This is a genomic window from Haladaptatus cibarius D43 (assembly GCF_000710615.1).
Lineage (GTDB): Archaea > Halobacteriota > Halobacteria > Halobacteriales > Haladaptataceae > Haladaptatus > Haladaptatus cibarius.
The window spans coordinates 286155-309980 of the sequence record NZ_JDTH01000006.1; the positions used below are offsets into that span (position 1 = coordinate 286155).

Here is a 23826-nt window from a genome sequence, read left to right on the forward strand (position 1 = left end):
CTGTCTAAACCCTGCCCCATAGCACGAATGTCGGGTGACGGAAAATAAGCGAAGCAGAGAGCGACACCTCGCGGCAATCGGCAATCCGGAACCAGCACCCGGAACTTCTTGCCCACACCTCACGACCATCAATGCATGAAAATCGACGGCGACCGACTACGGAAGGACATCGAAGCGAACGCCGAGTTCGGCACGCTCGACGTGGAAGGCCACGGACGAACCGTTCTTACCGGAACCGAAGCGAATCGAAAGGCGCGCGAATATTTCGTGGAACGACTGGAAGATGTCGGGCTCGACGTTCGCGTGGATTCGGTCGGCAACATCGCGGGGCGCTGGACGCCCGAGAGCGCAGACCCGGAATCGAAACCAGTCGCGGCCGGGAGCCACCTCGATTCGGTTCCGGAGGGTGGAATCTTCGACGGGCCGCTCGGCGTCTACGCCGCACTTGAGGCGGTTCGGGCGATGCAGGACGCTGGTGTCGAACCGAGTCGTCCGATAGAAGTCGTCTCGTTCACGGAGGAGGAAGGCCAGCGGTTCTCCGACGGACTTCTCGGGTCGTCCGTCGCGGTCGGAGAGCGGTCGGTGGAGGAGGCACTCGAACTGCGAGACGGGCGAACAACGCTTGCGGACGCACTCGACACGATGGGTTTCGACGGCGACGGAAAAATCGACGCGAGCGAATGGGATTCGTGGCTCGAACTCCACGTCGAACAGAGCAGGAGACTCGAACGCGCTGACTGCCCGGTCGGCGTCGTGACGACGATTACGGGAATCACGCACTGTGCCGTGGAAGTGCTGGGTGAAGCGAACCACGCTGGAGCGACCCCGATGCCGGAACGAACGGACGCACTGGTCGCCGCGAGCGAATTTGTGCAGGATGTCGAGGATGGAGCGAACGAAGTCGGCGAAACCACGGTCGGCACCGTTGGCAAACTCGACGTTCGTCCCAACGCGACGAACGTCGTTCCGGGCGCGGTCGAGATGGGCGTCGATATTCGAGACGTGAGTTATGACGCGATGAACGAACTCGTCTCGCTGGCGCGAGACTCGCTTTCCCGCCTCGAATCGGAGCGCGGCGTAGAAACGAGCTTTTCCCGCGAGTTCGACCTCGAACCGATCGAAATGAGCGCCCGCTGTCGGCGAGCGCTCCACGACGCCGGAGACGAGGCGAATATCGAACTCCTCGATATGCACTCCGGAGCGGCCCACGACACGATGCACGTCGCGGACGTGACCGACGCAGCGATGCTGTTCGCGCGGTCGCGGGACGGTATTTCACACAATCCGGCAGAATGGACGGAGTGGGGAGATTGTGCCGCCGCGACGCGAGTACTCGCTGGCGCACTCGCGTCGTTGGCGCGGTGAATTTTGGTTTTCAACTCGATTTCAGCTCTTTCGTTTGACTGCGTCGTAGCCCGTCAACTGCCGAAGTTCTTCTTCGGTCAACCCATTTGTACTGGCGTTCATCTCGTCTAATCCGACGCCGCTCGTCACGATGCCGCGGAACGCCTCTTCCAGCGAGAGGTCAACGTCCACGAGGTCGTCCTCGGGGACGTTGACGACGAAGCCGCCCATGACGGGGTTCGGAGCCATCGGAAGGAAAACGGTCGTCATCGGGCCTTCACCGAGCGCGCTTTCGATGCCGTCCGGCGTGTCCGCAGTCACGAACGCGAAGGTGTAGGTGCCGTCGGTCGGAAATTCGAGCAGTTTCACGTCGCGGAAATGGTCGGCGTCGCTCTCGACCATGGCGTCGCCCATCCGCCGAAAGCTGCGGTAAATCGTGCCGAATCCGGGAACTTGGCTGATAGCTTGGTCGAAGTTGTCGATTGCTCGCTCACCCATCGGCGAGTGAGCCATGAATCCGATGACGAGAATCAGCGCGGAAACCGTCGCCATGGTGACGCCGCCCAAGACGTATATCGAGTCGATAGAGACGAATTTGAGGAGCGGGCGCAACACTTTGGCCACGAAATCGAGCAACACGACGAGCACGTACACCGTAATGAGCAGTGGGACGACGACGGTGACACCAGTCAGCGCCGCCTCCCGAAGCATGCCGAGTGGAGAGAGACTCTCGGAGTCGTCCATCGTTCAGGGAACTCGGACGCTTCATAAAGAGCGTACCGCCTGCGTGTGCCAGCAGAAGATGCAGGCTATTCGAAATGTCAATTTCATTTGCCAGTAGAGTCATCCGTGAGAAGGCCCTAAGACGGGGTATGAGTACAATCGCCATCGTGCGACTCCCTGCCGATGGATTCGCACTGCAGGCGACGCTCGAACGAGTTCCCGGCGTCTCATTCGAAGTCGAACGCGTCGTCGCCTCGGAAGTCGGGCGAGTGATGCCGTACATCTGGGCGACGGCGGAATCCGAGCAGTTCGAGTCCCTCCGAAATGCGCTCGAAGACGACCCGACGACCGAGGACGTGGAACTGCTCGTCGATTTGGACGACGAGTGGCTGTACCGAATGTCGTGGGTCAACCAAACCACGTTCGCCATCCACCTCCTCGTCGAAGAAAATGGCACCGTCATCGATGCGAACGGAAAGGGAGAAGAGTGGCAGCTCAGAATCCTGTTTCCCAACCGGGACGCTCTCTCCGCAACCTACGAGTTCTGCGAAACGAACGACATCCCCATCGAAATCGAGCAGATATACCAGTTGGACGAATCCCCACGGCGTGGTCAGTACGGACTCACCGAAGAACAGTACGAAACGCTCGTAGCCGCGCTCGAATCGGGCTACTACGACATTCCCCGTGAAATCTCCGGCGAAGAACTGTCGAGCGACCTCGGCATCTCCCATCAGGCGCTCTCGGAACGCCTACGACGAGCCTACAAAAACCTCATTTCGAACGCGCTCGTCGTCGGTGAAAACGAACTTCGGTAAGTTGCAGTACTATTTGTTATGACCGAGGCGAAGAGTCGTCGGGGCCGAACTCACCACGGTCGCGTTCCTCAAATTTTGATTTCGAATCGTCGGAAACGTCGGTTGTATCGGGCGAATCGCCCCCTTCCCCCGTATTGCTCTTTTCCGTACCACTCACTTCCACCGCATCCCCCGTTTCGGTTGACGCGTCGGGGAGCATATCCGGAAACACTACCCAAAGGAACTGGACGGCGATGACCATGATAAGCGGGCCGAGAAAGATGCCGTACCAGCCGAAAATCGGCGGGCCGAGGAGGTAGGCGAACATGATGAGTCCGGTGTGGAACATGCGTCCTGAAAGATACGGGCGGACGTAGGTTCTGATGACGTTGTCGAAGACGAGCGCCATGAAGAGATAAAAGAAGATAGGAAACCAGAGCCGTGTTGGGTCGGTTCCGACCGCAATAATCGCAAGATAGAGGACGACGACGAGGTAGACGATGGAACGTCCGACCAGCGGAATCAAGGTTGCGAGTCCGGTCGCAACCGCGACGAGCATCGTCTGCGGGATTGCCATTCCGGGCGGTGCGATGAGATTCAAGCCGTTGTAAATCAGTGCGGACGTGATGATGATGACGAGGATGGTCAGTGTGTAGCCGAAAAAGACCGAGTTCAGGCCGCGGTCGATGGCGTCCAGATAGTCGTGCGTCGTCGTTCCGCTTCCGGCCACGGTCGTTTCGAACCATCCCGAAATCCGGTCTTCGTCGCGCACCAGAAAGAAGACGAAAACGAGCGCGAGAAACAGATTGTACGACTGTGTAGCAAACGTCCCGACGAAACCCCCGAACTGACCGAGCACGTTTCTGATGGACGGTTCGCGGAGCAACTGCGTGCCGGCATCGTACAACTGCGTCGGATCGGTCGGTATGGTACTCGTGTCGAATCCGGGAAACAGGGTTCGTGCGAGTTGCTCAATGTCGGCAGGTCGGATTGCAGACAGTTGTCCGAACGTGATGGCGACGATGGCACCCAGTAGCCCGATGAACGGGAGAATGATGAGCGCAAGCGTGAGCAGTGACGCAAGCCCGGGCGACAGTCCTCGATTCCGCAGCCGTCTGGCTATTGGCCGAGCGACGTAGTACAGAAACAGCCCGAACACTATCCAGCCGAGATACGTATCGAGCGAGACGACGAGAACGATAGCCAGCGCGATTCCGAATAGCCACCAACCGATTCCCACACCGTCTGACCCCCGTTCGTTCCAGATATTCACCGCACTCCCCCTCAGAGAAGACGGGTGGAACGAAGATAATGTATTCGGAGAAGAATGTGTGTCACACGACGGACGATTCCGGGGTTTCTGCGGGAGCGAGATACTCCGTCCCCCAGTCGCGCATGGAGACGATGACCGGACGGAGCGATTCGCCGTGCTTCGTGAGCGAGTATTCGACGCGAACCGGTTTTTCGTTGACTATTTCACGGGACACGAGCTGTTTCGATTCGAGGTCTTCGAGACTATCGGAAAGAACTTTACTCGAAATGCCATCGACGGCCCGTTTCAACTCGTTGAACCCGCTTGGGCCGTATTCGAGCAGACGGTGAATGATTACCGGGTGCCACTTCTTCCCGATGAGTGTCGTCGTGGAGGTAATCGGACACCATTCCTCACCCAGACACCACACGTGGAGTTGATTGAGCGTCTCTGTCATCCTACTCAGTCTATAGTCGTCCAGCGAGTATAGCAGTACCTTAGGTAACTCAGTTTTGAATAGTAATCGGATATGTTCGTATCAAGCGAGCTGAACGCGGACGGCGCCGGAGAAAACTGCGTCAGTCTATCGTCTGACGCGGTTTGAAGAGGGATGCAAACGTCAGTAACCGACGATGACGCGGAGGCGGCGAAATCGGGAGTCATTAGCACACTGCTACGGGTCGGGTTCTGTACCGTTTCGAGCCACCGGACGACCCGACGTGAGTGTCGGGCAACTGCTCGCGTGGGTCGTCTCACAGTCTCCAATTCATTACCAAGAAGGCGATATGCGGCACGATTACGGCTGGACGGGAGCCCTCCTTCGCGCCGTTTGCTCGGTCAGCGCGGTGGGATTGGCCATTCGAGCGATACTGACGGGACTGTTCGTCGCGTTCGTAACGACACATATCGCTCTCGTGGTGCTGTTCAACCTCTGCCTGACGGCGTTCGTCGGGCGACTGCTCCTTTCGAGCGTGAAAATACATCCCAAAGACCGCCGTCAACAGCGGCCACGGTACGGATGGACACGGCCACTGCGGACGGACACCCGAAAACGACAGTCACGCAGTTCCGGGACGGGAATCGACCGGCTGTAGCAACTGTACCGAAAAATCACGGTTCCGCAACCCTTTCGACGGTTACGCCTCGGTGAGCGTATCGAACGACGCCGGGTTCTCCCAGAGTTCGCCCAGCGTCGCGGCGGCCAAATAGCGCGTCGGTGCGGCGACCCACTCGGACGTCACGCTGGAATCGGGGGCGGGTGCCGTTGGCCCGAACCACCACGCCACGTATCGACCGTCGACGAGTTTCGCGGTCGGATACATCTGCCCGTTTACCGAAACATCAACTCGGGAGTCGGTTTCGACGGCCGGAGCGTCTTCCGGCGAGTCCGCGATTAGCACCTCGATTTGAACGCTTCGTTCGGTCATACAGGCTCACCGGCGACTGTCGCATCCGCTGTGTCGGTTCTGCTGGGTGCGACAGTTACGAGTACCATATCACGACCCGACGACAGCCACCTACAAGAAAGTCAGTCAGGCGTGTGTCTGACGGAGCGGGTTTTCCGGACATACTTCTACTGGCGAACTTCGACCGCCGTATCCGACATTAACCACTCGTCGTCGGTTTCGTCCGGGTTTCGAATCTCTATCCACCCGGTTTCGGAGACGACCATCTCACAGGTCGGCTCTTGCGTCATCGGACAGCCTCGCAGTGGTCACAGACGGTCGTAAGACGGTTCTTGGCTCCGTGTTGTGTGTGGTTCGAAGCGAGCATGAGGATTTCTTCGGGGAAGTGAACGCTCGAAATCCACTTTGGTATGACCAGCCTGTTGTCGAGTAGTCGGTACCTACCCGCTAATGTTCGTGGAAATTTTGAAATGTATGGCCTGAATTTGGGATTTCGGAAGTTGGTAGTGTCGCACGTCGCCGACGAACTCGCCCACCATCTTTATTCTCGTTCTGCCCGTTTCGGAGGTCTATGCGAACGGGGAAATCAAAGATGCGGGAGGCGGGCGAACCTGAAACCGAACGAGCGACCGAAACGACGGAAGCAGGCATCCGAATGGTCGCCCTCTGGATACTGCTCACGATTGCGCTGTTCGTCTTCGGAAGGTGGACACGAGGACGAAGAGAGTAGACGAAAGTCAATGAGGAACGGTCACAAACAACACACCGAACGTTAACCGCACCGCCATCGTTTCGTGGTGTATGACGGACATTCTACCGGAAGAAACGAAACGGTTCGTGCGCGCCGCACTCCCCGAAGCGGACGAGACGTTGAAAGCGATGGAAGACCGCGGAGAGGGATTTCCAACCGTCGGGCGCGAAGTCGGACAGTTCCTTCGCCTGCTCGCGCACGCCGTGGATGCGGAGCGAATTTTCGAATTCGGGTCAGGATTCGGCTACTCGGCGTACTGGTTCGCCGATGCGCTCCCCGAGGACGGCGAAATCGTCCTCACCGAATACGACGCAGACGAACTGCGCGAGGCCCGCGAGTTCCTCGAATCGGCGGGGTTCGCAGACCGCGCGGTCTTCGAAAACGGTGACGCGATGGACGCAATCGAGCATCACGACGGGCCGTTCGATGTCGTCCTCATCGACCACAACAAGGACGGCTATCCCGAGGCGCTGGAAGCGGTCCGCGACAAAATCGCCCCCGGCGGCGTCGTCGTCGCCGACAACGCGATGGTCAGCGGGATACAGGATTTCGACGCGATTCTCGCCGCACTGGAGGGAGACGACCCCGAACTGGACGAGGACAGTCGCGGCATCGCGGAGTACCTGCTGGCGATGCGCGAAGACGAGGCGTTCGAAACGTCGATCGTGCCACTCGGCGAGGGCATCGCGGTAAGCTACCGTCGATAACGGGAGTCCGGTGGGGGAGGAATTTCGTGAAATTCGGTGCTCATTTCGATGGAATTCCTAACGTAGTTGACCAACTATTTTTATCCTAATTCTATATATTATAATATTTTTTCTGTAAAATTAGCGGAGTGGACGAAACTGTTTTTCGGTGAGGAATGTATTACTCACATCAGTACCGTCGAGAGAGAAGCTATGAACAGTGGAACGGAGGTCACGCCCGATTCAGGAGTAGGACAGACCGAGAGCCATCTCGATACCCTGCTTCAGCTTTTGGACGGCACCGACTCGCTCGCTATCGTCTGTCACGACAACCCCGACCCAGACAGCATCAGTAGCGCGCTCGCGCTCTCGGCCATCGCGGATTCACATCGGCGACGTGCTGACCACGGCGTTCGACGGATTCGGAAGCGCTGGCGGCCACCGCGATATGGCGGGCGGCGTCGTTCCATTAGGCGTTTTCGGGGAGTTGGGCAACGACGACGAACTCGTCTCTTTGCTCGCCGAGGCGCTGACGGAGCGATTTTTCGACTGCACGATGGGATGAACTCCTCCCGAGTTACGGAAACAGGAGGGCGAATCCGGCCGCGACGAGCACCCCGCCAAGTGCGAGTTTTAGCCGTGCTGGTTCGATGTGGTGGGCAACCCGCCAACCGACGACGACGCCGAGGAGTTCGGGAATCCCGATAGCGACAGCGAGCGGAATCGACACCGCACCCTGCATCAAATACGTCGAGGCCGCAAACGCGGAGAGAAACACCGATTGCACCTGCGCGGCGGCCAACGCGTCGAGCATCGAGACGCCCACCACGACGAGGAGGGGGACGGCGATAACCGGCCCGCCGACGCCAAGCAGGCCGCCCAAAACGCCGATAGCGAAGCCGAGTGAGCCGAAAACGACCACGCCGACCGTCGAGTCAATTCGGAACGACCATTTCGAACCGAGGCCCTGTTGCTCCCGATAGACGATGCTCGCGCCGACGAGCATCGTGAATCCGGTCAGCATGAATCCGAACAGGGCGTCGGAGAGAATCGTGTTGACGAGCGCGCCGACGACGGCACCGACGACGCTCGGAATCGTCACGAGGGCGGCGAGTCGTTGGCCCGATTGGGTGCGTAGTTCACCCGACCGGAGGTAGGTGAGGCTTCCGAGGATACCGGTAAAGACGAAAGTCGTCATTGCTGTTCCGGCGACGACCGAGGACGAAACATCGGTGAGCGCGAACAGGGCGACGGTAATGAAGATGCCGCCAGGCCCAACGGCGGTGATTCCGATACCGGAGAGGAAGGCGATGACGACCAAAACCGCCAGCATCGTCGGTTCAGGGAGCATTCGTCTCGGTTTTTTAGAGTCCGCCCGATGTCAGTGCGTCGATGAATCCGGGGAGCGAAGTTACGGCGAGATACGCCGAAAGAGCGACGAGCAGGAAGTTGAGCGACATGAGCGCGATTCCGTTTCGATGGTCGCCCATCGTCTCCCGGTCGTTGACCGCCCAGAACAGCAAGAGTGCGGTAATCGGCAGTCCCACAATCGCGTTGTACGCCGGGAACAGGAGAATCATGTCGATGACGCTTAACCCCAAGAACTCGTGAACGAGCGGTGACAGGCTTCCGATACCGACGCCGACCGCGTAGATGATTTTGAACTCTCTGCTCGCGCTGTCGGCGACCCGGCCGCGTGCGTTCTGGAACAGATAGGCAGGCGTCCACATTATCGGGACGATGCTGTTGAACGCGGCCGCGAGGGTTCCGAGGAGGAAGACGACCATCGCCCACTCGCCGAACACGTCGGCGAGCGCGCGGCCCGGCGTGATGAACGTCTCCAGTTCGGTGTATCCAGCAGGGCGCAGCACCGCCGCCGCGACGACGACGATTGCAACGGTCGTCAGGCCGCCGACGAGGTAACCGATGCCGAGGTCGCGCCGCATCTCCGAGACGCCCTCTTCATCGACCCATCCCTTCTGTTTCACGAGATTGGATTCGAGGAAGAAGTTCGGCCAGAGCGCAGTCGTCCCGATGATGGCGGCGGCGAGCGTCAGCGCGCCGCCAGCGGGAACCGAGGGAACGAACCCGCCAGCAACGTCGGCCATCGACGGACTGCTCACGCCAGCCACGCTCATGTAGATGACGAGCAGGATGAGCATCATGGCGGTCATGATTCGCTCGACGCCGTCGTAGTTCAGCACGCCGATGAGGATGGCGAGGAGGCCGGTAACCAGCGCGAGGGGTTGCCAGCCGATAGCTCCGTTCAGGAGAATCGAGATGCCCTTCCCGACCGCGGCGGTGAGTTCGAGTGTCCACGCGACACAGCCGATAGAGAGAAGTGCGGCCAGTGCTGTCGCGCCAGTTCCTCCGATTTTTCGGCGGGCGAACGTCATCAGAGGTTCACCGAAAATTCCGAGTCGGGCGCTCATATCCTGCGCCATGAAGCCGAACAACACCGCGCCGACGACGGCCCAGAGCAGACCGTAGCCGTACCGAACCCCGGCAGAACTAGCGATGAACACCGACCCCGAACCGAAGTAACTCGCAACCATCACGAATCCCAGCCCGTACTTCTGGAAGAAGCCGCTCGCAGTATCGCGGAGGCGACTTCCGTAGGAACTGTGCGCCGATTTTGTTTCCATTACTGTTTGTTGCATGGAGCGTTATAGGTTATTGCGGCATGGCTGTCTACGCAAGCCGTTTTTATGACCGACAGTAATTTTAAAACTGTTGTGGCTGTTCCGGTTGGTGAATGAATTGATAGCAAAAAGTTCGAGGATGGGTAACATTACACTGAGTTTGAGGAAATAGCAACTAGTGAAAATCCAACGCTACTACTCCCGCCGACTGCCGGGTTGCGGGTCAACGTGCGGTTTCGCCATCAAATCCGAAAATCGCGCGTCGTCCACCCAGTCGAGCAGTTTCACGAGTTGCTCCGTCGCGGCCTCGAAGATTTGTTCGCCCTTTTCGGGCGTTGCGTCGGTTTGGTCGCCGAGGACGCCGTTTTCGGTGTTGTCGATTGCGTCGTAGTAGTTGCGCGCGCCGTGAATCATGAAGTTCCCCTCCCCGAGGTTGGAGAGGCCTCCATCCCGAGCGCGTGCGAGTTGGTCGGTTCTGACCAACTCGCACGCGATGTGCATAATCATCGCCGTCTCCTTCGGCCCGCCGTGGGGGCCGTTGTGCTCGAACAGGTCGGAGACGAGGTCGGGAATCGACTCGTCCCACATCCACTCGACGGCGAAGGCGACTTCGTCCTGACGAAGTCGCCGACCGACCTCGCGCAGATGTTGCATGTTCCCGCCGTGGGCGTTGACGTACACGACGCGGTCGATGCCGTGGTACGTCAAATTGCGCGTGAAGCTTTCGACGTAGTCGCGGAACACGCGTGCATCGACCCACATCGTTCCGTGGAACTGCTTGTGGTGGGGGCTGACGCCGATGTTTATCGTCGGCGTGCAGAGGTAGCCCGCTCGGTCTGCGGCCTCGCGGGCTACCGCTTCCGCGATGAGGTGGTCGGTCGCAAGCGGCAGGTGCGGGCCGTGCTGTTCGGTCGAACCCAGTGGCACGACGGCGACGGATTCTTCGGCGACGTAATCGCCCAGTTCCGGCCACGTCTTGTCGGCGAGGTACATGCTGAAACAAGCGTGGGGAAGGAGCATAAAATTCCGCTCGGCGGAAATCGACTCTGGCCAGAAGCGGTAGCAGTTCGAGAGAACTACAACCGCTTCGTCATCCGGTGCCGCTTGATTTCGAACTCGTCGCGCCGGTACAGCGACTGTGCGATTTCGTTGTCGGCGTGAACGTCGAGCGAGAGGTACTCACAGCCCTGTCGCCGCGCCCACGATTCCGCGCGGAGCATGAGTCGGGTGGCGATACCACTCTCTCGGCGACTCCGGACGACGTACAGGCTATCGATGTATCCCCGCGGGCCGCGGACGAACACCGGGGGAGAGGCCCGCTTTTCCACGGTCACGTAGCCGACCAGTTCGTCGCCGTCGTCGGCGACGAACGTGGCGATATCGTCGTCCGAGTAGCGATCTTTGATGTACGAAAAAACGTTCGCACGAACCCCGTGCTCGGCGAGGGTGTCGAACTCGTCCATCGCCGCCATCTCGCGGGCGAACGGCAACCAGAGGTCGTCGACGAAGCGGACGAGTTCGGTCGCACGGAGTCGCCGGATTCGCATCAGGTGAGTTCCTCGGTGTGCTCCGCGACGTACTGTTCGACTTTCGGTCTGGCTTCCTCGCGCTTTTGCTGATGGTCGCGCAGGAACCGCTCTAGTCGGTCTTTGGCAATCGCTTTCAGTTCACCCGAGAGCATCGCGCCGGATTCGTACTCCGTTCGAATCCGGCGCAGTTCGTCGTCGTCCTCCACGAGATGGTACGCGAGCAGTTCGAACACCATGTCCTCCTCGACGTTCGCACCCTTTTCGCGGTGTTCCTCGATGCTGACCCGGCCGCCGGTTTTCGCCTCGTCGATTTTGCGCTTCGCGTCCGCAATCGAATCGGTGAGGGCGATGTAGCTTTTCGGGTCGGACGAACTCATCTTCCCACCCTGCAATCCCCGCATGAACCGATGGTACGTACTGGCGGGCTTTAGGTACGGCGCATCGCGGTAGCGAGAGGCTACGTCCCGCGTCAACCTGACGTGTGGGTCTTGGTCGATACCAACCGGGACGACGGTCGGTTTCGGCCCGCCGTGCTCCGGCGATTGCGGGCGAAGGATGTCCGCGTACTGGGTCAGCGCCGACACCATCTTACCGGGGTCTGCGTTGCCGTAGGTCGCCTCGAACTCGTTTTGCGTGACGTGCCGGGCGAACAGTTTGCTTCGAACCAGATGGTCGTTACCCGCCTGCGACTGGAAGTAGAAATCCGTCGAATCGAGGTCTAATCCCAGCGCGACGTAGTTCAGCAGGTACTCCTCAACCACGAGTTCGCGGGCGTCTTCGAGCGACATCTCTCTGGTCGCGTAGGACTCGATGTCCGCCGCACAGAGCGTGAGTTCTGCGCCCATGTCCTGAAACATGAGCACCTGCTCGACCACACCGAGGTGACCGAAGTGGAACACTCCGGAGGGCATGATGCCGGTCATCATGGCGAACGGGTCGCCCTCGTCGCGGGCGTCCAGCACGGTGTCTAAGTCGCGGTGCCCGAAGACGATGTTCCGCCGAACGAGGCGATTGTCCGGCAGTCGGTCTGCGAGGTCGGCAATCGGTTCGATGCCGAACTGTTGCATCGTCGCCTCGTAGTCGGTGATTTCGACGTTACCCCACGGGTCGATTTCGGGCATAGCTATCGCTCACCTCCATATCGTCCCTCCGCGGTAGTTCGCGGTCGCTCTATCGGTACAACAGAAGTCTTGTTACTGTGCCGCGGTCGGCCAAAATCGACCACCGGCAGTGGCAGATGGATACATGCCAGTTTCTACTCCAGCGGTAGCGGACAAAAACGTTTCGTCCGGACAACAACACGCTGGCAAATCCGGTTCGGCCGCCCAAGCGGCCGAACCGACCATACACTTCGACAACGGAGGGAAACCATGGTCACGGGGCAACCGACCATCGAAACGGAAGAAATCGTCGCCGCGATTCGAGGCGCGCCAGCGCCGGTCGTGAACACGCGGTACCTCGCGGACGAGTTCGACACCACGATTGAATGGATGAAAAACCGACTCGCCGAACTGGTAGAGGAGGGCGTTCTCGAACACACGGAAGCGCGTAATCGAGGGCATCTGTGGTGGCTCTCCGTCGAAACTGAGATGGAACGTTGAAACCGTAACTACCTCGCACTCCACTATACGAACAAAAATCCGAGTGCAGTTTACTGTTCTACCGTGTTCCGGTTTCGTCTACGATTGATGGTGAGCAGTGCGAAGCCGATGAGGGCGAGGGAGGCGGCGAGAACGCCAGCAAACCAGAGTCCGATGACCTCGCCGAGGAGGATGAAGTTCGGAATCAAAAGCAAAGCCAGAATGAGATACTGGCGTCGCTTGATTCGATGAAGTCGATTCTGGAGGGCGGATTCGTCCATACAGGACTGAACAAAAGTGGGACATAAAAAGTATTCTTTTCAATGACATTTTAAAGACGATTGGCGTTCCTGCTACGAATTTCGACGAGGCCGTGATACGCTATGCTACCGCGACGATTCCTCGTCCGGAAGCATCGCGTACAATCCAAGCGCGACGGCCGACAGACCTGCCAGCACGAGAAACGCGAAATCGAACCGATCTGCATCTGCAAAATAGCCGACGAAGGTGGAACCGGTCGAGCCGACCAAGAAAAATCCGGTTCGGAGGAATCCCCACGCAGCGCCTTCGATGTGCTCCGGGAGCGCCCCGACGACGTAGGCGTTCGTAACGGGAGCAATCGCCATCCGGGAGCCGAGGATGGTAACGACGACGGCGAGAACCGCGGTTCCGGACGTGACCGTGAGAACCGCCGGAGTGACGACGCCGACTGCGGTGATGACCAGAAGAACCGGTTTGACCCCAACGCGGTCTGCGGCGCTCCCGGCGGCGACCTGCGAAATCGCACCTGCGACGAACATCACGCCGAACAGCAGGGCGGCGGTCTGCTGGCTCATTCCCTTCGTCTGGAGATACGTCGGCAGAAACGCGGTGAGGCCCTGAAAGACGAACAGCAGGAGCGCCATGGCGACGACCGCGAGGAAAATAGAGCGGTCGGAGAACGTTCGGACGATGTCCCGGAGCGCGCGGCGGTCAAGGAGTTTCGTAGATTCGGAAGCAGGATTTCCGCCGTCAGTGGATTCTTGAGTTCCACTGTCGGCCGACTCCCGACTTTCGTGGGTCGTCCCTCGCTCGCGCTCGGGAACGACCTGCCACGCCAGCACCGCGACGGCGAAGAACGGAATCGAGAGTCCGGCGAGGATGTATCGCCAGCCAACCGCGCCGACCACGGTGGTTGCAAGGTTCGGCAGGATTGCCGAACCGATGCTTCCGACGGCGAGCGTGACGCCGAACGCCGCGCCAGCATTTCGCGTGTAGGTGCGCGAAAGGACGGTGCCGCGACTCGGGCCGTACAACCCGGAACCGAGGCCGAATGCGGTGCTTCCGGCGAAGAAGACGAGGAAAACAGGGGAGAATCCGATGAGGCACAGACTGATTCCCGAAAGGCAGAGGCTCGTCGAAAGAAGCGTTCGCTCGCCGATGCGGTTAATGAGCACCCCGGCGGGGAACTGCATCAGGGCGTAGCCGACCCAGAGGGCGGTGATAGCGAGTCCGGCAGTCGCGTTGGTGACTTCGAACGTCGATTTGATTTGGGGCAACAGCGCGGGAACGAGAAATCGCAAACCGAGGGTGAACGCCCACCCGAGCGCAACCGCGGTGAGAATCCAGCCGCGGCCGTCACCGCGTAATCTGCGAACCGCGGTTTGCAGGTGACTCGTGACTGACCGGCGACTGGACGACATCGGATGACTCGCACGATGTGTGGTGGGGTGTTAAACGAGTGGGTGCATACCCAATGTTTCCGGAAATCGTTCGTCTACGCGGATAGGTCGGCGTTCCGAAGTCGCTGGGCGTTGATTGCCACGATAACCGTGCTCGCAGACATGAACACCGCACCAACCGCTGGCGAGAGGAGGATGCCAATCGGGGCGAGAATTCCGGCCGCCAGCGGAAGCGCGAATACGTTGTACCCGGTCGCCCAGACCAAATTTTCCTGCATTTTTCGATAGCTCGCACGACTCAGTTCCACGAGTTTCACCACGTCGAGCGGGTCGTTCTCCACGAGGACGATGTCCGCGGATTCGATTGCGACGTCGGTGCCGCTCCCGATGGCGATTCCCACGTCGGCGCGGGTTAGTGCGGGCGCGTCGTTGACGCCGTCGCCGACCATGGCGACCAGTTTTCCCTGCCGTTGGAGTTCGACGACTTTCTCGTCTTTCTCGTCGGGAAGCACTTCGGCGAAGGAAGTGTCGATGGCGAGTTCGTCTGCGACGAATCGGGCGACCGCTTCGCTGTCGCCCGTCAGCATGGCGACTTCGATGTCCATTCGGTGAAGGGCGTCGATGGCCCGTTTGCTCGCCTCGCGGATGACATCCGCGAGGGCGAGCGCCGCGACGACCTCGCTGTCGGAAACGAGGTAGACGACCGTCTGGCCGTTTTCCCCGGCTTGTTCTACGAACTCCGTCAGGGTCGTCGGAAGGTCTGCATCGGCCAGTTCGAGCAGGTTCGGCCCGCCGACGAGCAGTTCGTGGCCTTCGACCGTCGCCCGAACGCCCCTGCCTTTGATGGCTTCGAACCCGGTTGCATCCGGAATTTCCGCACCCGTTTCCTCGGCTTTTCGGCGAATCGCCTGCGCGATGACGTGTTCCGAATCGCCCTCGACGCTGGCGGTGAGCGCGAGTGCGCGTTCGTCGTCCCAGCCATCCACGGTTTCCATGCCGACGACGCCCTGCTCGCCTCTCGTGAGGGTTCCGGTTTTGTCGAAGATTATCGTATCGAGGTGCCGGGCGTTCTCCATGGCGATTCGGTCGCGGACGAGAACGCCGTTTCGGGCCGCCAACGAGGTGTTGATGGAGACAACCAGCGGAACCGCCAACCCGAGCGCGTGCGGACAGGCGATGACGAGAACGGTGACGACGCGTTCCACGACCGCGATGTCGAATCCCGTGGCCAGAATCCACGCGACTGCGGTAACCCCAGCGACAGCCAGTGCGATGTAAAACAACCACCCGGCGGCCCTGTCGGCCAACACCTGCGTTCTGGATTTGCTTCCTTGGGCTTCTTCCACGAGGCGCATGATTCCGGCCAGCGTCGTCTCCTCGCCGGTTGCAGTGATGCGGACGCGAAGGCTTCCGTCGCCGGAGTTGACGGTTCCGCCGATAACCTCGTCGCCGGGTTCTTTGCCGATTGGTCGGGATTCGCCGGTAATCATCGACTCATCGGCAGTCGAATCGCCGTCTTCGACCACGCCATCCGCCGGAATACTCGCGCCCGGTCGGACGAGAATCAAGTCGCCGCCTCGAAGGTTCGCGGTCGAAATCTCCTCGGTCGTGCCATCTTCTTTGATTCGCTCCGCGGTGTCGGGCATCAACTTCGCCAATTCGGAGAGCGCACCGGAGGCTTGCCGGACGCTCCGCATCTCAAGCCAGTGACCGAGGAGCATGACGTCGATGAGCGTCACCAGTTCCCAGAAAAAGCTCGTCGTGCCGGGAAGGAAGAAAAACGCGGCGATGCTGTAGACGAACGCGACGGTGATGGCGAGCGAGATAAGCATCATCATCGCCGGTTCGCGGTTTTTCGCCTCCACAGAAGCCATGCGCAGGAACGGCAAACCACCGTAGCCGAAGATGATAACGGCGAAAATCGGCGTTATCCACGCACTGCCGGGAAACGAAATCGCGGAGTAACCGACCGTTTCCTGCACGAACGGGCTGAAATACAGGACGGGAATCGAGAGGACGAGACAGACCCAAAAGCGCCGCCGGAACATCGTCTCGTGTCCGTGGTGGTCAACGTGGGCGCGATGCTCGTTCTCGTGTTCCGAACCGTCGCCGTGTTCCGCGTCGGCTTGCTCGTGCGAAACTGGTCGTCTCGTGCGGTCGTAGCTTTCCTCGTGTCCATCGGTCATGCTCCCCAACCCGAGAGGAGTACGCGGGACGGACACTTCAGTCTGTTCTGCACACTTGGAAGAAGAAATGACAAATAAAACATTCCCGAGACTGATATAACCGGAATGTGGCGTTCGAAGAACCCGCAAAACACCTCTATTTATCCAACACACCATTTTTTGAATAGGTGGCCATCATCGTTTTACCTCAGTTGCGTATTTGCAGTACTAATGCCCCCCGCTGAAAGAGAGACAGAGACTTCGACGCCGCGAAACGTTGTCGTCGTCTGTCTCGATACGGTGCGCGCTGACTTCTTTTCGCAGTACGCAAAGCGACTCCAGCGCCTCGCGGACGTGTCGTTCACGCAGTGTCGCGTGGTGAGTTCGTGGACGGTTCCGAGTCATGCGAGCATGTTCACCGGGAAACTACCGTCGGAACACGGTGTTCACACGCACAACCGGCGATTCGACAGCATTCCGCGCGAGGAGACGTTTCTCGCCGACCTCGACCACGCCACGTTCGGCGTGAGTGCAAACGCCTTCGTCAGTTCGACCTACGGATTCGATTCGTGGGTGGACGAGTTGTCAGAAATCGAGCCGAAACACCGCTATCCGGAAGCGACCAGCCTCAACGAAGTGGGCAAGGAAACCGACGCGACCGGCGTGAAAAAGTACACTGAATACCTCCAGCAGGCGGTGAAACACGACCATCCGGTTTTGAGCCTGAAAAATACCGCGTTCGGCTACCTCCACGCCATGACCAAAACGGGGCCGATTTCGAAGCAGGTGGACGACGGCGGCTCTGCGGTGGTTCGAACCGCAAAACAGCATATCGACAGCATCGACGAACCCTATTTCGGGTTCTGCAACCTCATGGATGCGCACACGCCGCTTCACCCCTGCAAGTGGTTCGATTCGTCGCTCAACGACGTGCCGGATTCGTGGACGTCTAGCCAGTACGACGTGTGGGAGTTGATGGACGAGTCGGAACGTCACGACGAATACTGGCACCTCCGCGAGCAGGTGTACGGCGCGACTATCGAGTATTTAGACCGTATTCTCGCGGAGTTCGTCCATGACGTTCTCGATTCGGGAGGGAGAGAGACGACCATCGTCGTCACCGCAGACCACGGTGAAAATCACGGAACGGAAGCCGACGATTTCCTCGCAAATCACAAAAGCAGTCTCTCGGAAGGACTGCTTCACGTCCCGTTGTTGCTCATCAATCCGCCGGAGGGCTACGACAAGGAAGAAGACGGATACGTGTCCCAACTCGACTTCGGCGACCTCGTCGTGGGACTGGCGAACGGAGAGACGCCTGACGTGTTCCGCGACCGATTCCCCGCCGAACTGGTCGGGATGAGCGCAGGGCCGGAACCGCCGGAAAACCGCGAGTACTGGGACAGAATGATTCGCTGTGTGTACGACGGAACGAAAAAGACGGTGTGGGATTCGCTCGGAACCAGAACCGAATACGAGTTAGACCCAGATCGACTCTCGTGGCAAAAAAGGGTCGAGACAGGTGAGGGAACGCCCGAAGTCGAACCGGACTTCTTCGACACGCCAGTCGCGGAAGCGAAGGCGACTGCGGCGGCAGACAAAAATGATGGAACAAAGATAGATTCCGCAACCGAGTCACGGCTCGAAGAGCTAGGGTATCTATAAAATAGCGTATTCATCCGATTTCGTGCAACTGTGGTTTTGTTCGGCCGTTCGACAGTTATTCCGTGTATGCGACACAGACGCTCACACACGAGGGGCGAAAGCGCAAGAGATAATCGGCTCTAATCGTATAGCCCTAATCTAAGATAATGGCTGACCAATCGTCGGACTCATCGCTCAAATCCGTTTCTCGCGGTGCGTCTTTTTTTATGGCTGGGAAGGGTCTCGACAACGGACTTCGATTTCTATTGAATTGGATACTCGTTCGGGGACTGGGAGGAACGCTGTTTACGGTGTACACCCTCGGATTGGTCGTCCTTACCTTCGCGCAGGTGTTCACCAACCTCGGGACGAACCAGTCCATCATGAAATTCGTCCCAAAATACGACGATAACCCGGTAAAACGCCGCCGGATGCTCGGACTGTCCTATCTGACTTCGCTGGTCGGGGGAGTTACCGTCGGCGTAGCTATCTATATCGCCGCCCCGTGGATTACGCAGTTCGTTGACCCCGAGTATCAGCCGTACTTCGTCGATATACTGCGCGTTTTCGCGTTTTTACTCCCCCTCGACACGCTCATTAGCTGTTTCGGGAGCCTCTTCAAGAGTCTCGAAATGCCGGAGTACCAAGTCCTCATTCGAAACATTCTGACTCCACTTCTCCGCGTCGTGGGCGTTACGGTCGCTATTCTCCTCGGATTCGCCCTCATTGGGACGGTGGCCGCGACGGTTATCGCCTCAGCCATCGTGTTCTGTATCGCCATCTATCTGGTGGTGGAGAAAACGAACCTCAAACCGAAGTTCGGTGCCTCGCGGAAGGAAATGGTCGAGTTTTATGACTTCTCACTGCCGCTCACCGCCAATCAGACGGGACAGGTTCTCGCAAGCAAGGTTGACCTCCTCATGGTCGGATTTCTGGCGGGGGCCTACATCACGACGCAAGATGCGGCAGGTATCTACAAAATCGCCACCGTCCTCGCCGGAATACTCCTCCTCCCCCTCAGCGCGTTCAGTCAACTGTTCCCGCCCATCGCGTCGAAGTTGTACAACAACGGGAAGATGGACGATTTGGAATCGCTGTACCGCAGAATCACCCGATGGACGTTCACGCTGGGATTGTTTCCGGCAATCGGAGCCACCATCTACGCACACGAACTGCTGGTCGTGTTCAGCGATTCGTTCGCGCAAGAAGGAACGTCCGTCCTGCTGCTGTTGGTCGTCGCCCAACTCGCAAACGTGAGCGTCGGGCCGTCGGGATACGTGCTGATGATGACCGACCATCACTATCTCACACTCGTCAATCAGTGGATGCTCGGCGTCTGTAACGTGGTTTTGAACTACCTGCTCATCCAGCAGTTCGGACTCATCGGTGCGGCAATCGCAACCGCGAGCGTCATCGTCTCTATCAACGCCCTCCGAATCATCGAAGTCTGGTATACGGAACGGCTGTTTCCCTACTCCAGACGGTACATCAAACCGGTGTTGGCCGGGGCCGTCTCCGCGGCAGTGATGTTTGGAACCAAAACGGTGCTCGAAGGCTACGTCGCGGGACTGGGTTCCAGCGCAGTCGTCGCGCTCATTCAGGGAATCGTCGGCGGCGTCCTTGGACTCGTCGCGTTCGCTGGCGTGCTCTACCTCCTCGGAATCGAGCAGGAAGACCGGGACTTCTTCGCGGAGAACCTCCCGACCTAAGGGAGCCAACGACCCCAAAGACGACTATCCCGTCTCTCCGACTTTTTCATCGACTACCCCCTTCGCAACCGCTCGTCCGCCCATCGCAGTCGCAACTATCGACAGACCGCTGGTAAAGAGGCCGATTCCGAACAAGAGTCCGACCGCCCACAGCGCGGAACTCGGATACTCGAGCCAGACGAATAGGGCGACAGCGAGCGATATAATTCCGCTGATAACGACCAACAGCCACCCTCGCGCCGGACGCAGGCGAAGCCCCATGCCGATTTCCACCAATCCTTCGACGAGGAAAAAGGTGATCAACAGCAGGGTCAACGCCGACAGTCCGATGAGTGGGTTCAACAGGAATGCAATCCCCGCCACCACGAAGACGAGCGCTAAAATCGCCTGTCCGAGAAATCCGGCCCACCCTCGCCCCGAAACGGCATGAGCGAAGTGTGCGATGCCACCGACGACGAGATACGCGCCGAGCAGGAACGACAACGTGATACTAGTGAATAGCGGCGTAAAAATGGCCGCCAACCCGACGACGGTCAGCACGACGCCGACCCCCATCAGCAGTCGCCACGTATCCTGTACCGTGTTCGCTAACTCCTCTCCATCCCGTGTCCTGACGGTACTCATTTCGATTTCCCCCATGCTCGTGCAACGTAAGCGACCATAACGGCAGTGGTAGGGTGATGATGTTTTGCGGCTGAAAATGAGAATGTATCATGAATCGATACTCATGATTCAATCAACGCTCATGATTCGAACGTTTCCGACGCAAGCGCGTCGGAAACGTGAGACAGATACCGCGCACCCCAGAGTGCGACCACGACGCCGCCGACCGTGTCGAACACCAAATCGAGCATCGTGTTGCCGAGCGAATACTGCGCGAGAACGCTTTCGGTTCCCGTCATGGACGCGACCCCATCGAGTCCGAACTCAAGTAGTTCCCACAGCACGCCAAAGGCGAGCGTAAACAGGAGGATGAAGACGAACATGAACTCCTTCGGCAGATAGATGGAATCCGCGTGAACGTCGAGCGCGCGAACGACCGTGTAGCCCGCCGCCGCGACGACCGAGGACGAAAGTGCGTGGGTCAGTTGATCCCACAAGCCAATCGACTGGTACAGGCCGACCGTCCCGATTGCGTGCAAAAATACGGGAACGACTATCCAGAGTGTTAGTCGCGTATCCATCGGCAGTCCGTAGTTTCGTTCGAGCAGGGCCGGAACCTCGGTCAGCGCGAGAGCGACCGCCGTATTGACGATGATGCCGACGTTCACCTCGAACAAGCCGAAAAGCAGGACACCAACGAGGACGAGCTGAAACGCACGAACGACCTGTCGTTGACGCGTTTCGGACAGGTTCCAGCCTTCGGTCGCTCCGACGGCGGTCGTATCCTCAGTTCGTGCTCGCCCGTCGGCGGGCCGAAACCCGAACCGTGCTGTATCGGCGCGCCGGAAGTAGACGGCGAACAGCACACCGGCGACAATTCCTGCGCCCGTCGCCGCGAGAAGCGACCACATCACGTCGTTGAGACTCGACAGATTTTGCGTGCCGAGCATGCCGTCGGCAGTCCACTGCACGACCGCCCACAGCCCCGCGCTCGCCATGGTCGCAACGACGACGAACAGCACCGCAAAAAACGGAGAGAGTTCGACAGCCGTGAACGAGTCTAGCTCGACGGCCACCACGAGCGCCAATCCCGCGACGGCGACGAACGTCGCAATCGAGCGCGGAAGGAGTGACCCGACCGGGACGCTGATGAGGCCGAGCGCCACCGCGAGGAGCGACTCCCACGGAACCATCGCGGTCGATCGCCGGAAGGCGAAAACCGGTATCAGCGCGAGAAGAATCGACGCGACGCCGAATCCCGCCCACAGGTAATCGCCGCGGAGCGCGCTGGCGAGGACGGCGACGGCCATGCTTGCGACGAGAATCCACGCGAGCAGTGCGTTTCGGTTTCGTTGCGTGGCGTTTCCGTCGGTCGTTCCCGACCCGAGCATGGGAGAGCTACGTCGGGGAGTGGCTAAAGTGTGAAGTGTGGGAAAGGGGCTTGAATAGTAGCGACGGAATTGTTCCCTTCAGACACACATCAGGCGGGATTGTTTCGGAAGCGTTCGATGAGGTGTGAGAACTCCGCTGTTTCTTCGAACACATCATAGTCGTCGTCCGCTCCGACGAGAAGGGTTACATTTTGTCCGTCGTCAGTATCGATAGCTTTAGCGGCGGCGACTGCGTATGCATCCCCGAGCGATGGACTGTACGAGGCTTTCAAATCCGACGCGGATTGCCATAGGTCGTCAATCTTGCATTCGGTCACCCCCATCTCCCGAAGGTCGTTGATATGGGCGTCCGCTGCCGTTGCTGACGTTTGGCGAGCGGCAATGTACCGAAATTCCGCAAGGTTGATCGTCGTCACGTAGCCGTCGATTTCGCTGTCGTACACGCGGCCAAGCCAATGCTCAACTTCGGCGGCACCGGGTTCATCGAACGAGAAGGCGAGAAGTGGCTCGGCATCGAAGACGACCGTCATTCATCGCGCTCCGACCGGCTTTCTTTCTCTTCGGCTTTCTTTTTGTCTCGCTCTCGTTCCTCGCGGAGCAGTTCCGTGGCCGACTGTTCTCCGTCTTCGGCCTTGGATGCGAGTGCGCCTCGAATCTCGGACGGGCGCTTGACCGGTCGAATCACGATTTCTCCCGTTTCGTTCTCAACGAATCGAACACGCCCTGGCGTGTCGATGTGGAGCTTATCGCGGAACTCTTTCGGAATCGTTGCCTGTCCCTTGCTCGTGACGGTAACAGTGGTTCCCTCTTCAGCGTCGCTCATATGTAATGGGTAGTGTTCTGTAATACTTGAACCTTTGTAATACATCTATTCGGTATTTCCACTCCGAGGCCGTCACTCGCGCGAAAGTTGCATCCCACGAGAGACGACGTACAGCAGAACGATACCGGAACCGACTGCGAGGATGAATTGACCAATTAACGTAAACAGCACGTCAATTATCGAGTAACCACCCAGCAGAAACGCTATCGAGAACGGAACGAGTGCAATCGCCGCAAACAGTCCAATCAGCTTGGCGAGCGGTGCTGCTTCGACAAGAAGTTGCGTCGTGTCTATCGTACCAGTTCCACGGTCGAAGAACGGAGGGGAGGGTGACATCTTTCGTGCGGTTATGATTCTAAACCTATAAATATTCACTAACAGATAGCAAATCGAGAACTGCACATCGACATCATCTACATTCCAGAAATTCCGCCGAAAAGGTAAGCGTTACAGAACAAATCGAATGGTAACTGTGAAAATAGTTCAGACAAGCCGAATCAAGTGCGAAAAACGGGGACAGAACGATAACCCTCCTCGCCCGAGATAGAGACAGGATGACGAACCGCATCACGGTGTCGCTCGACGACGACGCACAGACGGCGCTCGACAACCTCGTCAATCAGACCGGCAAGGCCCAGAGCGAACTCGTCAGACAGGCGCTCACCTTCTACGCGGCGAACTACGACGCGGCGACGGCGGACGCCGGGGAGAATTTGGAAGCCTACCACCAGATGCTGTCGAGCGGCGAGCACGTCCTGCTGGACGTGGATTTCCTCCACTGTTTTCTGGATTATGTGGAAGACGAGACGGGCGAACCGAATCGGGCGTTCTTAGAGCAGGCCGACAAAGTGTCCGAATACCACGCCCGCGAGTACGTAAACCGGTTCGACAGCCTCGGCGAACTACTCGATTGGCTGTCGCTGTGCGGGTTTTTGACGGTTCGGGCGACGGAGGGAGACACCTACCACGTCGTATTCCCGACCGAGTCGGTGAAATGGTTCATGATGCGATTCATCGAGTTGAGTACGGCCCGACTGCCGTTCGAACTCGAAATCGAAGAGGGAGTTTCGAAGGTGCTCATCACGGAAGTTCGAGACGACTGAGGGAAAATTGGGAGACT

28 protein-coding genes are annotated in these 23826 nt (G+C 58.8%); 10 read left to right on the forward strand and 18 right to left on the reverse strand.

What is annotated here, in order from left to right; translation table 11 throughout:
• The first annotated feature begins 135 nt into the window (after nt 1–135).
• Entirely contained in the window at nt 136–1365 is a 1230-nt protein-coding gene (locus tag HL45_RS17215) for a M20 family metallo-hydrolase (protein WP_049972425.1), read from the forward strand.
• Between the two features lie 21 nt (nt 1366–1386).
• On the opposite strand, the gene HL45_RS17220 is transcribed toward HL45_RS17215, so the two are convergent.
• Entirely contained in the window at nt 1387–2088 is a 702-nt protein-coding gene (locus HL45_RS17220) for a DUF502 domain-containing protein (RefSeq protein WP_049972427.1), read from the reverse strand.
• A 128-nt stretch (nt 2089–2216) separates the two neighbouring features.
• On the opposite strand from HL45_RS17220, the gene HL45_RS17225 reads away from it, so the two are divergent.
• Nucleotides 2217–2885 carry a helix-turn-helix domain-containing protein gene (locus HL45_RS17225; RefSeq protein ID WP_049972428.1) on the forward strand — a complete coding sequence of 223 codons (669 nt, stop codon included), beginning with the start codon at nt 2217–2219 and terminating at the stop codon, nt 2883–2885.
• A 16-nt stretch (nt 2886–2901) separates the two neighbouring features.
• On the opposite strand, the gene HL45_RS17230 is transcribed toward HL45_RS17225, so the two are convergent.
• Nucleotides 2902–4137 (reverse strand): AI-2E family transporter, encoded by a 1236-nt coding sequence (locus tag HL45_RS17230; protein ID WP_084157072.1) that lies wholly within the window; start codon nt 4135–4137, stop codon nt 2902–2904.
• A 61-nt stretch (nt 4138–4198) separates the two neighbouring features.
• Nucleotides 4199–4573, reverse strand: a complete 375-nt coding sequence (locus HL45_RS17235) for a winged helix-turn-helix transcriptional regulator (protein WP_049972429.1) — start codon at nt 4571–4573, stop codon at nt 4199–4201.
• A gap of 262 nt (nt 4574–4835) precedes the next feature.
• Here HL45_RS17235 and HL45_RS17240 point away from each other — a divergent pair, with 262 nt between their 5' ends.
• The gene (locus HL45_RS17240; RefSeq protein ID WP_144240116.1) at nt 4836–5210 is read left to right on the forward strand and encodes a hypothetical protein; all 375 of its coding nucleotides are present in this window, start codon (nt 4836–4838) and stop codon (nt 5208–5210) included.
• A gap of 42 nt (nt 5211–5252) precedes the next feature.
• Here the strand turns inward: HL45_RS17240 and HL45_RS17245 are convergent, their stop codons facing one another.
• Together HL45_RS17245 and HL45_RS21840 are read right to left on the reverse strand one after the other, a co-directional pair.
• Entirely contained in the window at nt 5253–5543 is a 291-nt protein-coding gene (locus HL45_RS17245) for a hypothetical protein (protein ID WP_049972431.1), read from the reverse strand.
• 146 nt (nt 5544–5689) lie between these two features.
• Nucleotides 5690–5812 (reverse strand): hypothetical protein, encoded by a 123-nt coding sequence (locus HL45_RS21840; RefSeq protein ID WP_267879602.1) that lies wholly within the window; start codon nt 5810–5812, stop codon nt 5690–5692.
• A 281-nt stretch (nt 5813–6093) separates the two neighbouring features.
• On the opposite strand from HL45_RS21840, the gene HL45_RS20930 reads away from it, so the two are divergent.
• The 3 genes from HL45_RS20930 (at nt 6094) to HL45_RS20935 (ending at nt 7524) form a co-directional block, all read left to right on the forward strand.
• Nucleotides 6094–6252: a hypothetical protein gene (locus tag HL45_RS20930; protein ID WP_158413715.1), complete on the forward strand. Its 159-nt coding sequence runs from the start codon at nt 6094–6096 to the stop codon at nt 6250–6252.
• A gap of 71 nt (nt 6253–6323) precedes the next feature.
• Nucleotides 6324–6980 (forward strand): O-methyltransferase, encoded by a 657-nt coding sequence (locus HL45_RS17250; protein WP_049972432.1) that lies wholly within the window; start codon nt 6324–6326, stop codon nt 6978–6980.
• Nucleotides 6981–7356: 376 nt separating this feature from the next.
• Nucleotides 7357–7524: a hypothetical protein gene (locus HL45_RS20935; RefSeq protein ID WP_158413716.1), complete on the forward strand. Its 168-nt coding sequence runs from the start codon at nt 7357–7359 to the stop codon at nt 7522–7524.
• A gap of 12 nt (nt 7525–7536) precedes the next feature.
• On the opposite strand, the gene HL45_RS17255 is transcribed toward HL45_RS20935, so the two are convergent.
• The 5 genes from HL45_RS17255 to trpS form a co-directional block, all read right to left on the reverse strand.
• Entirely contained in the window at nt 7537–8310 is a 774-nt protein-coding gene (locus tag HL45_RS17255) for a sulfite exporter TauE/SafE family protein (RefSeq protein WP_049972433.1), read from the reverse strand.
• Nucleotides 8311–8323: 13 nt separating this feature from the next.
• Complete coding sequence (locus tag HL45_RS17260) at nt 8324–9604, reverse strand: NRAMP family divalent metal transporter (RefSeq protein ID WP_049972434.1); 1281 nt, start codon at nt 9602–9604, stop codon at nt 8324–8326.
• Nucleotides 9605–9796: 192 nt separating this feature from the next.
• Nucleotides 9797–10594 (reverse strand): creatininase family protein, encoded by a 798-nt coding sequence (locus HL45_RS17265; RefSeq protein WP_049972435.1) that lies wholly within the window; start codon nt 10592–10594, stop codon nt 9797–9799.
• A gap of 83 nt (nt 10595–10677) precedes the next feature.
• Nucleotides 10678–11148, reverse strand: a complete 471-nt coding sequence (locus HL45_RS17270) for a GNAT family N-acetyltransferase (RefSeq protein WP_049972436.1) — start codon at nt 11146–11148, stop codon at nt 10678–10680.
• Nucleotides 11148–12251, reverse strand: coding sequence for a tryptophan--tRNA ligase (gene trpS / locus HL45_RS17275; RefSeq protein WP_049972437.1), 1104 nt, complete (start codon nt 12249–12251; stop codon nt 11148–11150). The genes HL45_RS17270 and trpS overlap by 1 nt, the downstream gene beginning before the upstream one ends.
• Before the next feature lie 249 nt (nt 12252–12500).
• Between trpS and HL45_RS17280 the strand changes: the two genes are divergently transcribed.
• Entirely contained in the window at nt 12501–12731 is a 231-nt protein-coding gene (locus HL45_RS17280; RefSeq protein ID WP_049972438.1) for a hypothetical protein, read from the forward strand.
• 50 nt (nt 12732–12781) lie between these two features.
• On the opposite strand, the gene HL45_RS17285 is transcribed toward HL45_RS17280, so the two are convergent.
• The 3 genes from HL45_RS17285 to HL45_RS17295 form a co-directional block, all read right to left on the reverse strand.
• Entirely contained in the window at nt 12782–12991 is a 210-nt protein-coding gene (locus tag HL45_RS17285) for a hypothetical protein (protein WP_049972439.1), read from the reverse strand.
• 105 nt (nt 12992–13096) lie between these two features.
• Entirely contained in the window at nt 13097–14392 is a 1296-nt protein-coding gene (locus HL45_RS17290) for an MFS transporter (protein ID WP_049972440.1), read from the reverse strand.
• A gap of 74 nt (nt 14393–14466) precedes the next feature.
• Nucleotides 14467–16557 (reverse strand): heavy metal translocating P-type ATPase, encoded by a 2091-nt coding sequence (locus tag HL45_RS17295; protein ID WP_084157076.1) that lies wholly within the window; start codon nt 16555–16557, stop codon nt 14467–14469.
• A 210-nt stretch (nt 16558–16767) separates the two neighbouring features.
• On the opposite strand from HL45_RS17295, the gene HL45_RS17300 reads away from it, so the two are divergent.
• Complete coding sequence (locus tag HL45_RS17300; protein WP_049972441.1) at nt 16768–18201, forward strand: sulfatase-like hydrolase/transferase; 1434 nt, start codon at nt 16768–16770, stop codon at nt 18199–18201.
• Nucleotides 18202–18347: 146 nt separating this feature from the next.
• On the forward strand, nt 18348–19889 hold the full coding sequence (locus HL45_RS17305) for an oligosaccharide flippase family protein (protein WP_049972443.1): 1542 nt from the start codon (nt 18348–18350) through the stop codon (nt 19887–19889).
• A gap of 24 nt (nt 19890–19913) precedes the next feature.
• On the opposite strand, the gene HL45_RS17310 is transcribed toward HL45_RS17305, so the two are convergent.
• The 5 genes from HL45_RS17310 to HL45_RS17330 all read right to left on the reverse strand — a co-directional run bounded on the left by HL45_RS17310 (nt 19914) and on the right by HL45_RS17330 (nt 23042).
• Complete coding sequence (locus HL45_RS17310; protein WP_049972488.1) at nt 19914–20513, reverse strand: HdeD family acid-resistance protein; 600 nt, start codon at nt 20511–20513, stop codon at nt 19914–19916.
• Between the two features lie 119 nt (nt 20514–20632).
• A complete protein-coding gene (locus HL45_RS21960) occupies nt 20633–21883 on the reverse strand; it encodes a hypothetical protein (RefSeq protein ID WP_049972445.1) in 1251 nt (416 codons plus the stop codon).
• 89 nt (nt 21884–21972) lie between these two features.
• Nucleotides 21973–22413: a PIN domain-containing protein gene (locus HL45_RS17320; protein ID WP_049972446.1), complete on the reverse strand. Its 441-nt coding sequence runs from the start codon at nt 22411–22413 to the stop codon at nt 21973–21975.
• Nucleotides 22410–22706: an AbrB/MazE/SpoVT family DNA-binding domain-containing protein gene (locus tag HL45_RS17325; RefSeq protein ID WP_049972448.1), complete on the reverse strand. Its 297-nt coding sequence runs from the start codon at nt 22704–22706 to the stop codon at nt 22410–22412. Before HL45_RS17325 ends, HL45_RS17320 begins: the two co-directional genes overlap by 4 nt.
• 72 nt (nt 22707–22778) lie before the next feature.
• Nucleotides 22779–23042, reverse strand: a complete 264-nt coding sequence (locus tag HL45_RS17330; protein ID WP_049972449.1) for a hypothetical protein — start codon at nt 23040–23042, stop codon at nt 22779–22781.
• Nucleotides 23043–23260: 218 nt separating this feature from the next.
• On the opposite strand from HL45_RS17330, the gene HL45_RS17335 reads away from it, so the two are divergent.
• Nucleotides 23261–23809, forward strand: coding sequence for a ribbon-helix-helix protein, CopG family (locus HL45_RS17335; RefSeq protein ID WP_049972451.1), 549 nt, complete (start codon nt 23261–23263; stop codon nt 23807–23809).
• The last annotated feature ends 17 nt before the right edge of the window (nt 23810–23826 follow it).

What these genes read in the sequence shown, in the direction of transcription:
- HL45_RS17215 (WP_049972425.1), top strand. Translation starts at nt 136, where the DNA reads ATGAAAATCGACGGCGACCGACTACGGAAGGACATCGAAGCGAACGCC.
- HL45_RS17220 (WP_049972427.1), bottom strand. Translation starts at nt 2,088, where the DNA reads ATGGACGACTCCGAGAGTCTCTCTCCACTCGGCATGCTTCGGGAGGCG.
- HL45_RS17225 (WP_049972428.1), top strand. Translation starts at nt 2,217, where the DNA reads ATGAGTACAATCGCCATCGTGCGACTCCCTGCCGATGGATTCGCACTG.
- HL45_RS17235 (WP_049972429.1), bottom strand. Translation starts at nt 4,573, where the DNA reads ATGACAGAGACGCTCAATCAACTCCACGTGTGGTGTCTGGGTGAGGAA.
- HL45_RS17245 (WP_049972431.1), bottom strand. Translation starts at nt 5,543, where the DNA reads ATGACCGAACGAAGCGTTCAAATCGAGGTGCTAATCGCGGACTCGCCG.
- HL45_RS21840 (WP_267879602.1), bottom strand. Translation starts at nt 5,812, where the DNA reads ATGACGCAAGAGCCGACCTGTGAGATGGTCGTCTCCGAAACCGGGTGG.
- HL45_RS20930 (WP_158413715.1), top strand. Translation starts at nt 6,094, where the DNA reads ATGCGAACGGGGAAATCAAAGATGCGGGAGGCGGGCGAACCTGAAACC.
- HL45_RS17250 (WP_049972432.1), top strand. Translation starts at nt 6,324, where the DNA reads ATGACGGACATTCTACCGGAAGAAACGAAACGGTTCGTGCGCGCCGCA.
- HL45_RS17255 (WP_049972433.1), bottom strand. Translation starts at nt 8,310, where the DNA reads ATGCTCCCTGAACCGACGATGCTGGCGGTTTTGGTCGTCATCGCCTTC.
- HL45_RS17260 (WP_049972434.1), bottom strand. Translation starts at nt 9,604, where the DNA reads ATGGAAACAAAATCGGCGCACAGTTCCTACGGAAGTCGCCTCCGCGAT.
- HL45_RS17265 (WP_049972435.1), bottom strand. Translation starts at nt 10,594, where the DNA reads ATGTACCTCGCCGACAAGACGTGGCCGGAACTGGGCGATTACGTCGCC.
- HL45_RS17270 (WP_049972436.1), bottom strand. Translation starts at nt 11,148, where the DNA reads ATGCGAATCCGGCGACTCCGTGCGACCGAACTCGTCCGCTTCGTCGAC.
- trpS (WP_049972437.1), bottom strand. Translation starts at nt 12,251, where the DNA reads ATGCCCGAAATCGACCCGTGGGGTAACGTCGAAATCACCGACTACGAG.
- HL45_RS17280 (WP_049972438.1), top strand. Translation starts at nt 12,501, where the DNA reads ATGGTCACGGGGCAACCGACCATCGAAACGGAAGAAATCGTCGCCGCG.
- HL45_RS17285 (WP_049972439.1), bottom strand. Translation starts at nt 12,991, where the DNA reads ATGGACGAATCCGCCCTCCAGAATCGACTTCATCGAATCAAGCGACGC.
- HL45_RS17290 (WP_049972440.1), bottom strand. Translation starts at nt 14,392, where the DNA reads ATGTCGTCCAGTCGCCGGTCAGTCACGAGTCACCTGCAAACCGCGGTT.
- HL45_RS17295 (WP_084157076.1), bottom strand. Translation starts at nt 16,557, where the DNA reads ATGACCGATGGACACGAGGAAAGCTACGACCGCACGAGACGACCAGTT.
- HL45_RS17300 (WP_049972441.1), top strand. Translation starts at nt 16,768, where the DNA reads ATGCCCCCCGCTGAAAGAGAGACAGAGACTTCGACGCCGCGAAACGTT.
- HL45_RS17305 (WP_049972443.1), top strand. Translation starts at nt 18,348, where the DNA reads ATGGCTGACCAATCGTCGGACTCATCGCTCAAATCCGTTTCTCGCGGT.
- HL45_RS17310 (WP_049972488.1), bottom strand. Translation starts at nt 20,513, where the DNA reads ATGAGTACCGTCAGGACACGGGATGGAGAGGAGTTAGCGAACACGGTA.
- HL45_RS21960 (WP_049972445.1), bottom strand. Translation starts at nt 21,883, where the DNA reads ATGCTCGGGTCGGGAACGACCGACGGAAACGCCACGCAACGAAACCGA.
- HL45_RS17320 (WP_049972446.1), bottom strand. Translation starts at nt 22,413, where the DNA reads ATGACGGTCGTCTTCGATGCCGAGCCACTTCTCGCCTTCTCGTTCGAT.
- HL45_RS17325 (WP_049972448.1), bottom strand. Translation starts at nt 22,706, where the DNA reads ATGAGCGACGCTGAAGAGGGAACCACTGTTACCGTCACGAGCAAGGGA.
- HL45_RS17330 (WP_049972449.1), bottom strand. Translation starts at nt 23,042, where the DNA reads ATGTCACCCTCCCCTCCGTTCTTCGACCGTGGAACTGGTACGATAGAC.
- HL45_RS17335 (WP_049972451.1), top strand. Translation starts at nt 23,261, where the DNA reads ATGACGAACCGCATCACGGTGTCGCTCGACGACGACGCACAGACGGCG.